The organism is Streptomyces flaveolus (assembly GCF_014648815.1).
GTDB classification, from domain to species: domain Bacteria; phylum Actinomycetota; class Actinomycetes; order Streptomycetales; family Streptomycetaceae; genus Streptomyces; species Streptomyces flaveolus.
On the sequence record NZ_BMRV01000017.1, the window covers coordinates 102,275 to 114,877 of the forward strand.

The 12,603-nt window shown below is 71.1% G+C and carries 10 protein-coding genes and 1 pseudogene; 5 read left to right on the top strand and 6 right to left on the bottom strand.

Annotation, left to right across the window (positions count from 1 at the left end; translation table 11 throughout):
* The first annotated feature begins 52 nt into the window (after positions 1 to 52).
* Complete coding sequence (locus IEZ05_RS30895; RefSeq protein ID WP_189233595.1) at positions 53 to 1,000, top strand: LysR family transcriptional regulator; 948 nt, start codon at positions 53 to 55, stop codon at positions 998 to 1,000.
* Here IEZ05_RS30895 and IEZ05_RS30900 read toward each other — a convergent pair.
* Complete coding sequence (locus IEZ05_RS30900) at positions 978 to 1,595, bottom strand: TetR/AcrR family transcriptional regulator (RefSeq protein WP_189233596.1); 618 nt, start codon at positions 1,593 to 1,595, stop codon at positions 978 to 980. The two genes, IEZ05_RS30895 and IEZ05_RS30900, sit on opposite strands and share 23 nt — an antisense overlap.
* A 240-nt stretch (positions 1,596 to 1,835) precedes the next feature.
* On the opposite strand from IEZ05_RS30900, the gene IEZ05_RS30905 reads away from it, so the two are divergent.
* From IEZ05_RS30905 to IEZ05_RS30915, 3 genes are all read left to right on the top strand, one after another.
* The gene (locus tag IEZ05_RS30905) at positions 1,836 to 3,308 is read left to right on the top strand and encodes an aldehyde dehydrogenase family protein (protein WP_189233597.1); all 1,473 of its coding nucleotides are present in this window, start codon (positions 1,836 to 1,838) and stop codon (positions 3,306 to 3,308) included.
* Positions 3,309 to 3,371: 63 nt separating this feature from the next.
* A complete protein-coding gene (locus IEZ05_RS30910; protein WP_189233598.1) occupies positions 3,372 to 4,724 on the top strand; it encodes an aminotransferase family protein in 1,353 nt (450 codons plus the stop codon).
* A gap of 129 nt (positions 4,725 to 4,853) precedes the next feature.
* Complete coding sequence (locus IEZ05_RS30915) at positions 4,854 to 6,356, top strand: APC family permease (RefSeq protein WP_229869933.1); 1,503 nt, start codon at positions 4,854 to 4,856, stop codon at positions 6,354 to 6,356.
* Between the two features lie 22 nt (positions 6,357 to 6,378).
* On the opposite strand, the gene glpK is transcribed toward IEZ05_RS30915, so the two are convergent.
* Complete coding sequence (gene glpK, locus IEZ05_RS30920; protein WP_189233599.1) at positions 6,379 to 7,896, bottom strand: glycerol kinase GlpK; 1,518 nt, start codon at positions 7,894 to 7,896, stop codon at positions 6,379 to 6,381.
* A 26-nt stretch (positions 7,897 to 7,922) separates the two neighbouring features.
* The gene (locus tag IEZ05_RS30925) at positions 7,923 to 8,768 is read right to left on the bottom strand and encodes an MIP/aquaporin family protein (RefSeq protein WP_189233600.1); all 846 of its coding nucleotides are present in this window, start codon (positions 8,766 to 8,768) and stop codon (positions 7,923 to 7,925) included.
* A 381-nt stretch (positions 8,769 to 9,149) separates the two neighbouring features.
* Here IEZ05_RS30925 and IEZ05_RS30930 point away from each other — a divergent pair, with 381 nt between their 5' ends.
* On the top strand, positions 9,150 to 10,163 hold the full coding sequence (locus tag IEZ05_RS30930) for a hypothetical protein (protein ID WP_189233601.1): 1,014 nt from the start codon (positions 9,150 to 9,152) through the stop codon (positions 10,161 to 10,163).
* Here the strand turns inward: IEZ05_RS30930 and IEZ05_RS30935 are convergent.
* The 3 genes and pseudogenes from IEZ05_RS30935 to IEZ05_RS30945 form a co-directional block, all read right to left on the bottom strand.
* Positions 10,164 to 10,499 (bottom strand): annotated as a pseudogene (locus IEZ05_RS30935) (dihydrofolate reductase family protein); the annotation flags it as partial.
* Between the two features lie 227 nt (positions 10,500 to 10,726).
* A complete protein-coding gene (locus IEZ05_RS30940; RefSeq protein WP_189233639.1) occupies positions 10,727 to 11,965 on the bottom strand; it encodes a PP2C family protein-serine/threonine phosphatase in 1,239 nt (412 codons plus the stop codon).
* 335 nt (positions 11,966 to 12,300) lie between these two features.
* Positions 12,301 to 12,600, bottom strand: a complete 300-nt coding sequence (locus IEZ05_RS30945; protein ID WP_268255240.1) for an SCO5918 family protein — start codon at positions 12,598 to 12,600, stop codon at positions 12,301 to 12,303.
* Positions 12,601 to 12,603 lie beyond the last annotated feature (3 nt).

Here is a 12,603-nt window from a genome sequence, read left to right on the forward strand (position 1 = left end):
CCGCATAGGGTGCCGCGGACAGGACACGCAAGGCCAGGCGCAGGGGTCGTACATGACGTCACCGGTGGGTTTCACCCTCGTTCAGCTCCGCTACTTCCTCGTCGCCGCGGAGTGCGGATCGATGACGGCGGCCGCGGCGGAGCTCACCATCGCGCAGTCCGCCGTGTCCGCCGCCGTGCACAACCTCGAACGCGACCTGCGGGTGGACCTGTTCATCCGCCGCAGGGGCCGAGGGCTCGTCCTGACACCGGCGGGGGAGCGGCTCCGGCACCAGGCCCGTGAGCTGCTGGCCCGCGCACGCGAGGTGGAGGAGGAAGCCCGGGGCAGCGGGGGGACGCTGTCGGGGCCGGTGACCGTCGGATGCTTCGTCACGCTGGCGCCGTACTACCTGCCCGCCCTGTTCAGCGAGTGCACCAGCCGCTACCCCGGCATCGAGATCGACGTGGTGGAGGCGGAGGCCGAGCAACTGCTCCAGGCGCTGTACTCGGGTCGCGTCGACTTCGCCCTCACCTACGACCTCGGCCTGTTCGCGGACTCAGAGGTGCGCGGGGAGACGATCGCCCGCTTCCCGGCCCACGCCATCGTCGCGGCCGGACACCCGCTGGCCGGCCGGGGCACGGTGGAGCTGGCCGAACTGGCCGCCGAGCCCCTGGTGCTGCTCGACCTGCCCCACACCCGCGACTACTTCCGCGCGCTGGTGGCGGGCACCGGTACCGCGCCCGACGTGCGCTACCGCACCCAGAGCTACGAGACCGTCCGCTCCATGGTGGCCAGAGGACTCGGGTACTCGGTGCTGAACCAGCGTCCGGCGACCGGGCAGACCTATGGAGGCGGTGAGGTCGTGGAACTGGAACTCACGGACGGACACCCACCGCTGGAACTCACCCTGGCCACCGTGCGCGGGGTGACGCAGTCCGTGCGCGCCCGGGCCGTCATGGAGCTGCTGCGGGACATCGCGGCGGGACGCGGCGCGGTCCCTACAGACCGGCGCAGCCCGTGACCGCACGGGCGTGCGCCAGGACCAACTGACGGATCCGGTCCGGCCGCAGGGACACGTTGTGGCTGATGATGTGCAGGCCGTACCCGTCCTCCAGCGCGACGAGACCGTGTGCGAGGTCCTGGGCGCTCGCGGCGAGGGTGAAGACGCCGGTCGCGGCGCCGACCTCCAGGACGGTCGTGTAGAGAGCGACCTCCCTGGCGAACAGCGAGGTCATCAGCTCCGCGTGGCCCGGACTGCGGCCGGCCCGCCGGTGCAGCTCGTACAGCAACCCGTGGACGGGATCGTCCACCCCGCCGGGCAGACCGCTGCCGAGCAGCGCCCGCAGCCGTGCCACCGGATCCCCCGCGGGCGCCTCGTCGCAGGCCCGCTGCCGTGACGCCAGGAAACTCTCGACCGCTCCCCGGTGCACCTCCAGGACGAGGTCGTCGAGCGCCGGGTAGTAGTACAGCACCGAGCCCTGGGAGACCCCGGCCGCGTCCGCGATGTCCTTGATGCGCAGGCCCTCCAGCCCGCGCTGCGCGATGGCGCGCCCCGCCGCGGAGACGAGGGCCTCCCTGCGTGCCGTCTGGTTGCGTGGTCTGCCGGCTTTCCCCATGGTGGTCAATTCTCTGACACCCGTACCAGGTTTCGCAACAAGGTGTCGTCAGGGGCATTGACGACCGGTTCGCCAATTGTTTGAATCTCGACTCAAAGAAAGCGACGGGCACTCGTCATCGAGCCGCCCCGCTCCCCGGCCGCGCCCACCCGTCCCGGCCGGCGCTTCTCGGACGACCCGCACGAGATCCGCACGAACATCGCGTTCGCCCCCTCCCACGACGCAATCGAAGGCCACAGCATGACGACGCACTCGTACTGGCGGCAGCGCGCCGCCGACCTCGCGCCACGCACACGCCTGTTCATCGACGGAGCGTGGGCCGACCCGGGCGACGACCGGTGGTTCCCGACAGTGAACCCGGCGACCGGCAAGACCACCGCCCAGGTGGCGGCCGGCTCGGCCGCCGACGTCGACCGGGCCGTCACCGCGGCCCGCACCTCCTTCGAGGACGGCCGCTGGTCGCGCACGGCCCCCGCGGAACGCAAGCGGGTCCTCCTCGCCCTGGCCCGCCTCATCGAGGAGAACGGCGAGGAGCTCGCGCTCTGCGACACCCTCGACATGGGCAAGCCCATCGCGGAGTCCCACGGCACCGACGTGCCCGGCGCCGCCGGCGTCTTCGCCTGGTACGCCGAGGCCGTCGACAAGCTCTACGACGAGGTCGCCCCCGCACCGCCCGGCAACCTCGCCCTGGTGCGCCGCGCGCCGCTGGGCGTGGTCGGCGCCGTCGTGCCCTGGAACTTCCCCCTGGACATCGCCAGTTGGAAGCTGGCGCCCGCCCTCGCGGCCGGCAACAGCGTCGTGCTGAAGCCGGCCGAGCAGTCACCGCTGTCGGCGCTGCTGCTGGCCGAACTCGCCGCCCGGGCCGGCCTTCCCGACGGCGTGCTCAACGTCGTCCCCGGCCCGGGCGACACCACCGGCCGCGCCCTCGGTCTGCACGGTGACGTCGACAGTCTCGTCTTCACCGGCTCCACGGCCGTCGCCAAGCGGTTCCTCGCCTACTCGGCCGAGTCGAACATGAAACAGGTCTGGCCCGAGGCCGGCGGCAAGAGCCCCAACGTGGTCTTCGCCGACGCCGACCTGGAGGCCGCCGCCGAGCGCGCCGCCTGGGGCTTCGCCTACAACGCCGGACAGGTGTGCTCCGCCAACACCCGACTGCTGGTCGACGCGTCCGTCGCCGACGAGTTCACCGCCAGGGTCGCCGAACAGGCCCGCACCTGGCTGCCGGGCGACCCGCTCGACCCCGCGACCCGCCTCGGACCACTCGTCGACGAGGCCCAGGTGGAACGAGTCCTGGCCGCCCTCGACCGGTCCGGCGGAAACATCGTCTGCGGCGGCACCCGCCCCGCCCGGGACGGCGCCTATCTCGACCCCACCCTCGTCACCGGCCTCGCACCCGGCGACCCGCTCGTGCGCGAGGAACTGTTCGCCCCCGTCCTGACGGTGCTGCCCTTCCACGACGAGGCCGAGGCCGTCCGCCTCGCCAATGACTCCGCCTACGGCCTGGCCGCCTCCGTGTGGACCCGCGACCTGAGCCGCGCCCACCGCGTCGCCGACGCACTCCGGGCGGGCACCGTCTCCGTCAACACCGTGGACGCGCTCAGCCCGTTCACGCCCTTCGGCGGATTCAAGCAGTCCGGCCACGGCCGGGACCTCTCCCTGCACTCCTTCGACAAGTACACCGGCCTGAAGACGACCTGGATCGCCTACGGCTGACACGCCGGCGAGCGGCACCCCTCCCGGCACAGCACCCGCCACCGAGCTAAGGACGCCTCACCCATGACCCTGGACACCGCGGACCTCACCCGTCTGGACCGGCAGCACATCATCCACCCCTACCTGCCGGGCAGCGCCACCGAGCGCGTCGTCATGACGGAGGGATCGGGCTGCCGCCTCACCGACTCCGAGGGCCGGAGCTACCTCGACGCCACCGGCGGCCTGTGGCTGGCCCAGGTCGGACACGGCCGCGCGGACCTGGCCGACGTCGCCCATCGGCAGATGGGGAAGCTGGAGTACTTCACCAGCTTCTGGGAGTTCTCCAACGACCGCGCCATCGCCCTGGCGTCGCGGCTCGCCTCCCTCGCACCCGACCCCCTCAACCACGTCTACTTCACCTCGGGCGGCTCCGAGGGCAACGAGGCGGCCATCAAGATGGCCCGCTACTACCACCACCGACGCGGCGAGAGCAGCCGGACCTGGATCCTGGCGCGCAGCAAGGCCTACCACGGCATCGGCTACGGCGGCGGCTCCGCCACCGGCTTCCCCCTGTACCACGAGGGCTTCGCCCCGATGATGCCGCACGTCTCCCACCTCACCCCGCCGTGGCCGTACCGCACCGAGCTGTACGACGGCCAGGACCCGACCGACTTCCTCGTCCACGAGCTGGAGGAGCGGATCGCGGAGATCGGTCCCGAGAACATCGCCGCGATGATCGGCGAGCCCATCATGGGTGTCGGCGGCATGCTCGTGCCGCCCGCCGACTACTGGCCGCGGGTGCGAGAGGTCCTCGACCGGCACGGCATCCTGCTGATCTTCGACGAGGTCGTCACCGCCTACGGCCGCGTGGGGGAGTGGTTCGCCGCCCAGTACTTCGGTGTCACGCCCGACATCATCGTCACCGCGAAGGGCATCACCTCCGGCTACGTGCCGCTCGGCGCCCTCCTGGTGGGCGACCACGTCGCCGAGGTCCTCCTGCGCGAGCACGGCTTCCCCATGGGCTACACCTACAACGGCCACCCCGTCGCCACCGCGGTCGCCGCCGCCAACCTCGACATCATCGAGAAGGAGGGCCTGCTCGCCCGCGCCACCAGCCTCGGCTCCTTCCTCCACTCCGAGCTGGAGGCGCAACTGGGCGATCTGCCGGTCGTCGGCGAGATCCGCTCCGTCGGCATGATGCTCGCCGTCGAACTCGTCCAGGACCGCGCCACCCGCACCCCCCTGCCCCTGCGCCCCGACCGGATGCCGCACGACGTCATCCGCCGGGAGACGGGCGTGATCGTGCGCGACTCCGCCCACAGCCTGGTGCTGTCCCCGCCGCTCGTCATGACCGAGGCCGAGGCCAAGGAGGCGGCCTCCGCCCTGCGCGGCGTCCTTGAGCGCACCGATCCCACCGGTGGGATCCGCGCCCTGTGACACCGCCGGGAGGCCCGGCACCCCATCGGGCCTCCCGGCGCCCGGCAGCACCCGACACGGACCCCACGCCGTCCCCGCGTCCACACGCGCCCTTCCCGCGGTCCCCTCTCCCCGTCCAAGGAACTGCCCGTGTCCTTCCACCTCCCGTCCACCGAATCGCGTGCGCCCGGGGCCACGAGCGCCCTGCAACGCAGCCTGAAGCGCTTCGACATCACCGCGATGGCCGTCGCCGCGGTCATCTCCTTCGACACCGTCGGGCAGATCGCCACCGGCGGCGGCGAGGCCGCCACCTGGACCGCGGTCATCGCCCTGTTCTTCCTCGTCCCCTACGCCCTGCTGTTCGCGGAGACCGGCGCCGCGTTCCCGCAGGAGGGCGGCCCCTACGTGTGGGTCAAGCTCGCCTTCGGCCGTTCGGCGGCAGCCCTCACCACCCTGTTCTACTGGGTCACCAACCCCATCTGGCTGGGTGGCTCCCTGGTCTTCCTCGCCGCCGAGACCTGGGACGGCTTCGTCTTCCCCCTGGGCTCCGGCACGTTCGCCGACTACACGTTCAAGCTGCTGTTCGTGTGGGTCGCGATCCTCACGGCCGTCGTCTCCCTGCGCCGGGGAAAGTGGATCACCACGGCCGGCGCCGCGGTGAAGGTCCTCGCCCTCGCCCTGTTCACCGTGACGGCCGTGCTCTACGGGATCGAGCACGGCTTCCAAGGACTCACCGACGCAAGCTTCACCCCCACGACCGCCGGGTTCCTCGCCCTCGTACCGATCCTGCTCTTCGCCTACGTCGGCTTCGAGGCCCCCAACGCCGCCGGCGAGGAGATGCACGACCCGCAGCGCGACGTGCCCGCCGCCCTCGGACGGTCAGCGACGATCGCCGCCTGCTGCTACCTGCTCCCCGTCCTGGCCCTGCTGGCCGTCGTACCCGCCCACCAGGTGACCGGCATCGGCGGCTTCATGGAGGGCGCCCGTCTCGTCTTCGGCGTCTACGGCGGCGCCTCCGGCTTCCTGCTGACCCTCACCGCCGTCATGTTCGTCTTCGCCCTCCTCACCCAGGGCAGCGCCTGGATGATCGTCAGCGACCGCATGCAGGCCATGGCCGCCGCCGACGGAGGCTTCTTCGCCCGTTCGCTCGGCGCCTTCCACCCCCGGCTCGGTACGCCGGTGCGCACCAATCTCCTCTCCGGAGCGGTGGCCACGCTGTTCATGCTCGCCGCCATGCAACTCGTGGACGGCGACGCGGGCGCCGTGTTCGCCGTGGTGCTGACCGTGGCGGTCACCACGCTGCTGCTGTCCTACCTCGTGGTCGTCCCCGCGCTCGTCGTCCTCCGCCTCCGCAGGCCCGACACCCCGAGGCCCTACCGGGTCCCGTTCGGCGACCGCGGATTCCTGACGTGCGCCGTGCTGGTCTACGCCTGGATCCTGGTCGGTTCCTGGTCGGCGCTCTTCCCCGGGGTCCTGGAGGGGCTCTTCGGCATCGACTACGTCTTCAGCGACGTCTGGGGCGTCTCCCGGGCCTCGTTCGAGGCGTTCACGCTCGGAACCGTCGCCGTGCTGCTGCTCGTCGGAGCCGCCGGCGTGACCGCGGCCCGTCGCACGGGCGCCCGGCCGGCCGTCGCCGGCCGGCCGGGTACCTAGGCCCGTCCGGGCCGTCGCGTCCTCAGGGGATCTTCACCCAGTCGAGTGTGCGTTCCACCGCCTGCTTCCAGCCGGCGTAGCCCTCCGCACGCTGCTCGTCGGTCCACCGGGGCTCCCAGCGCTTGGACTCGTGCCAGTGCGTGCGCAGTTCGTCGGTGTCCCGCCAGAATCCCGTGGCCAGCCCCGCCGCGTAGGCGGCGCCCAGCGCGGTGGTCTCGGCGACGACGGGACGGCTGACCGGGACGCCGAGGACGTCGGACTGGATCTGCATGCAGAGGTCGTTGGCGGTGACACCGCCGTCGACCTTGAGCACGTCGAGATGGACCCCGGAGTCCTGCTCCATGGCCTCCACGACGTCGCGGCTCTGGTAGCAGATGGCTTCCAGGGTGGCCCGGGCCAGGTGCGCGTTGTCGTTGTACCGGGCGAGGCCGACGATCGCCCCACGGGCGTCGGAGCGCCAGTACGGTGCGAAGAGGCCGGAGAAGGCGGGGACGAAGTACATGCCGCCGTTGTCGTCGACGGTGCGGGCGAGGTCCTCGCTCTCGGCGGCGGTCTTGATGATCTTCATCTGGTCGCGCAGCCACTGCACGGCGGAGCCGGTCACCGCGATGGAGCCCTCGAGCGCGTACACGACGGGGTCGTCACCGAATCGGTAGGCCACCGTGGTCAGCAGACCGTGCTGGGAGCGGACCAGTTCCGTCCCGGTGTTGAGGACCAGGAAGTTGCCGGTGCCGTAGGTGTTCTTGGCCTCGCCGGGGCGGAAGCACACCTGCCCGACCGTGGCCGCCTGCTGGTCACCGAGGACCCCGCCGATCGGGAGGGGAGCGCGCAGCGGCCGGGTCGTCCGGGTCACCCCGTACGCCTCGGGGTGCGACGATGCGTTGATGGCCGGCAGCATCGCCCGCGGGATGTCGAAGAAGCCCAGCAGCTCGTCGTCCCAGTCGAGCGTCTCCAGGTTCATCAGCATGGTGCGGCTGGCGTTCGTCACGTCGGTGGCGTGGATGCCGCCGTCGGGTCCGCCCGTCAGGTTCCACAGGACCCACGCGTCGGTGTTGCCGAAGAGCGCGTGGCCCCGTTCCGCCGCTTCGCGTACTCCGTCGACGTTCTCCAGGATCCACTGGATCTTGCCGCCGGAGAAGTACGTCGCCGGGGGCAGGCCGGCCTTGCGCCGGATGACGTCGCCCTTGCCCGAGCGTTCCAGGTTCGCCGCGATCGCGTCGGTGCGCGTGTCCTGCCACACGATGGCGTTGTAATAGGGGCGGCCGTTGCGGGGATCCCAGACCACCGTGGTCTCACGCTGATTGGTGATGCCGATCGCCTGGAGGTCGGTCGCCGAGAGCCCGCCGTAGCGGAGGGCGTTCTGCATCACCGAGTTGGTGCGCTCCCAGATCTCCACCGGGTCGTGCTCCACCCACCCGGAACGCGGGAGGATCTGCGCGTGCTCCAGTTGGTGCTTCGCCACCTCGTTGCCGCCGTGGTCGAAGATCATGAATCGGGTGCTGGTGGTCCCCTGGTCCACCGCGCCGATGAAGTCCGCCATGATGCCTGCCTCTCCAGCCGGTGTGGTCAGTCCGCGGATGCCGGGACGCGTCCCGGGGGCTCGGGTGCGGCGGTGGGCAGGAAGCGGCCGATGAACGCCTTGTACAGACCCGCGCCGAGCACGCCACCGATCAGCGGCGCGACGATCGGCACCCAGAAGTAGAAGTTCCCGTACTGATCCCGCCACGCTCCGCCGTACCCGGTGATGAAGCTGGCCAGCCGGGGACCGAAGTCGCGGGCCGGGTTGATGGCGTAGCCCGCGTTCGTGCCGAAGGCCATGCCGATCGCGACCACGACCAGGCCGATGATGAAGGGGGCCAGGTTCGCGCCCGGCGGATTGTTCAGCAGGTCGGTGAGCGCCATGATCAGCAGCAGCAGGATGGCGGTGCCGATGACCTGGTCGCGAAAGGCGCCCCACTCGTGGACCGGGAGAGCGGTGTTCCCGTTGGCGGGCAGCGTGGAGAACACGAACTGCGTCTTGAGGGTGTGGCCGGGGTCGGCCTTCGCCAGGGCTTCGGTGTAGTTCCAGCGGACCAGCAGAGCGGCCACGAAGGCGCCGGCCGTCTGGGCCAGCACGTAGGGCACCACCTTGCGCCACGAGAACCCCTTGAACACGGCGAGGGCGACGGTCACCGCGGGGTTGAGATGGGCGCCGCTGAGCCGCGCCGCCACGTAGACGCCCAGCGTGACGGCAAGACCCCACGCCCAGGAGATGCTGTCGTGGTTCCCGAGGCCGCCTTCCGGGTCCGTGAGGGCTCCGCCCGCGACCACCTGGGCGACCACGCCGCAGCCGAAGAGAATGAGGATCATCGTGCCGGCGAATTCAGCCGACACTTCACCGATCAATGAGGACCGTTTGTTCCGCTCAGCCATGACAGCTCGCCTTCCGCCGGCTGGGCCGGCCGTCGATCACCCGAGCGACGTCCGTCACGCTAGGACCGATCGAGGACGGGCGCATGTCGGGCGCGGCGGAGGGGCCACGGGCCGCGGACCGCGAACTCCGCCCCGCGGTACCGCGCTTCGGGGAGGACACCCGCGGCCGGGCGCGGTGACAAAGGCTCCCGCACGTTGCGCCGTCCGTGTTCCGGCTTTGCCCGGTGATCGAGGGCAACCTTGTGAGCGGGTTGTGAGTCTTCTGATCGATCACGCCGTGATCTGACTCACGAGGAGACCATCATCAGCGCCATACGCAAGACCCTGACCGCCACCGCCGTCGTCGGTGCCGTCCTCGCGGGCTCGGCCGCCTGCGGCACGGTGGAGCAGCTCTCCGCCGGACAGAAGCTGGACCGGGCCTTCGACAAGCTCGGCAAGGAGAAGACGATCTCCTTCGAGCTGGATCTGGACACCGACGTCAAGACGCTGAAGGCGCTGGACGCGAAGTCCGACCCCGAGCCCGGCGAGGAGATCCCGGACGAGGTCGCCGAGCTGATGAGCGGCGCGAAGGTCTCGGTCACCGTGGAGTCGAAGAAGCCGATCGAGGAGTCCGGCGAGAAGGACTTCGTCGGCATGGCCATGAAGGTCAGCAGCCCGGACGGCGACCTCGTCGAGTACCGGGTCATCGGCGACTACGTCTACCTCCGCTCCGACGTCGAAACCCTCGGCAAGGCGATGGGCAGCCCCATGCCGTCCGTCGAGGACCTGCCTCCGGAGGCCGGGGGTCTCAAGGACGCCCTTGAGGGCAAGTGGGTGAAGTTCAGCACCAAGGAGATGGAGGACTTCGCCGCCGAGGGGGAGGAAGGCGGAACCGCTCCCGCGCCCGAGCCGACCCTCGACGCCAAGACGCAGAAGAAGCTCATGAAGGCGCTGCGCGGGGTCGTCGCCCGTGAGGTGGAGCTGAAGACGTCCGACGGCGAGGGCGGCGACGAGCACGTCACCGCCACCGCTCCCTTCCGCACCCTGATCACCGAGCTGCTGGGCGAGATCCGTCCGCTGGCGAAGGATCTGCCGCCGGGCATGGACCTGCCGACGGACAAGGACCTGAAGGACGCGCCCGACACCGATGTGACGGCGGACTTCACGCTCAAGAACGGCGAGCTGACCGAGGTGGACATCGACCTCGCCAAGCTGGCGGAGGACGCCGACGTCAAGAAGCTGGGCCTGACCCTGCGGATCAGCGACGGCACCCACCCCACCGCCCCCGCCGGCGCCACCGAGCTGGATCTGGCGGAGCTGATGGGGGGCTTCTTCGCAGGCCCGGGGCCGATGGACGAGGAGGAGTTCGCCGAGAGCGGCCTCGCCGACCCGGACTTCCCGGCCGACGAGTTCTGATCACGGACGTGCTCGGAGCACCTCGTAGGTCAGGTGCGTCGCCGTCGAGGTCGCGGTCACGCCGCGCTGCACCAGCGTGCGCGGCGCTCCGCCGGTGAACAGCGGTGCCCCGGCACCCAGCACGACCGGCGCGAGGTGCAGGCTCAACGTGTCGACCAGCCCGGCGTCGAGCGCCGAGCCGACGGTGGCGCCGCCGCCCATGAGGACGACGTCGAGGTCCTTTCCGCCGGCCGACGACGCCGTCTCGGCGCGCTCGCGCGCGGCGGCGACGGCGTCGGGCAGACCGGTGGTGACGAACGTCCAGTCGAGGCCGGTGAGCCGCACCGACTCCGGCGGGCGAGTTCGCCGGACCTGGACTGGCTGATCACGCACCGACTGCGGCTCGACCAGGTCGACGAGAGACCATCGATCTCCTCACCGGGGATGCCTGCAAGGTGCTGCTCGTTCCGGGGCTGGGCTGACGCTTCGGTCCCGGGCCGTCGTCCCACTCGCGCAGCCGCGGGCACGCGTTGCGGACTCGTACGAAGCCTTTGGTGTTGTGGGACCCGTCATGCGGCCCGAGTTCAACGCGTTGCAGTGGTTGGTCCCGTTCTTGACGGGGGCGAGGCGTCGGTGAGGTCGGCGCCGGTGGCGGCGTCACGCTGGGAGTGGCCGACTCCGTGCCAGTCCAGGCACATGACGGTCGCATCGTCCTCCAGATGACCGTGGCCGGCGTCGACGACCGCCCCGATGAGGGTACGAGCGGCCTCGCGAGGATGCAGCCCGCGGGTGCGGGCGATCAGGTCCGGCAGGTCCATGCTCCGGGCGTTGCGTTCCAGCATGCCGTCCGTGAGCATCACCAGCCTGTCGCCGGGTTGCAGGTCCAGCGACTGCACCCGATAGGGATGCGGGCGCTGGAAGCCGAACGGCAGGTCGACCTCCGGGACGATCTGCTGCACTTTCCCCTCCCGCATCCGCAGCGGCCAGGGGTGCCCAGCGTTGATGAAGTGCGCCTCGCCGTCGAGCAGGCTGATCCGCAACAGCTGACCGGTGACGTAGCCTCCCAGGCCGTGCTCGCGCATGGCCTGGTCGGCCTGGCGGGCTTGCTCCTCGAGGCTGGTACCCGCCCGCCGTGCCCGGCGCAGGGCACCCACCACCAGGGTGGCCAGCAGCGCGGCGGCGACGTCGTGACCCATGGCGTCGGTGACGGACAGCTGGACGGCGTCCCGGTCGATGACGTAGTCGAAGGTGTCACCCCCGACGTGGTCGGCAGGCTCCAGCGCCCCGGCCACCGCGAACTGGGCCGCCTCGCACGCCAGCGAAACCGGGAGCAGCCGGTGCTGGATCTCCGCGGCCAGGCTCAGCGGGGCAGTGCGCCGGCCCCACTGGTAGACGTCGGTGAAGGACCGGTTGGCGATGACGATGTAGGCCAGCGCGTGCGCCGTCTCACCGATCTCCCGCATCGTCTCCGCATCCGGCGCCGCGGGCAGAAACAGTTCCAGGACGCCGATGGGATCCCCGCGATTGGTCACCGGAGCGACGATCCGCACCGGCGCGCCCTCGCCCTTGCCCTCGACCCCCGGCCGCTGGCTGCGGATCACCTCGTCGTACAGGGTGCCCCGCAGCGGGATACGCCGGGCCGGCTCACCGGTCTCGACACTGCCCGCAGCGCCCAGCCGTACGACCGAGCCGCCGGTGAAGTCGGTGATCAGGAAGGACACCGACGCCGCCCCCAGGCGCTCCGTGAGCATGCGCGCGACCACATCGAGCGACTCCACGGGCGCCGCGGCCTCCGCTGCCTCCAACGTCCCCGCCAGCGTCAACGCCCCGCCCGCGCGATTCCCGTCCGACCCCCATGCGGTCACGGCGCCTCCTCACTCCTCAACCCGATGCCGCTCAGGACTCGCGTCCCGGACCCGCGGGTGCCAGTGCCCAGTCCAGCACCGAACGGGTCGTACGGCACCACGTGTCCCAGCCTGCGCCCAGGAACCCAGCCGCCCGGCGCTCACCGCGCTCGAACCCTGTGCGGCCAGGACCAGTCCCCGTGCGCCCTGCGCTACCGGCGGTACCTCATGTGGCAGCCGGAAGGATGGCACGCAAGTGCACAGTGACGGCGGCGAGCTCACTGCTGCGACCCAGGCTCACGCCTGCCCGCCGGTCAGCCTGCCGCGGGGGCCCCGAGCATTGCGGAAGCCTTCTGCAACGGGCTGAGCATGCGCTCGGGTGCGGCAGCTCGGGAGAGGTCGCGGCAGGTGAAGCCGAGCTGGGTCATGGCCCGCAGGACCTCGCCGGCGTTGAAGTCGCGGCGGTCCTGACGGGTGACGACCTGCCCGACCTGCTTGACGGGGTAGGTGCGACGACCGATGGTCACGGACGCCCCGATGACTTCCTCGGGCTTGACGCCCTCCATCGATTCCAGGACGCCGCTCATGGTGAGGTGGAAGGGGAAGCGGGCGATGAC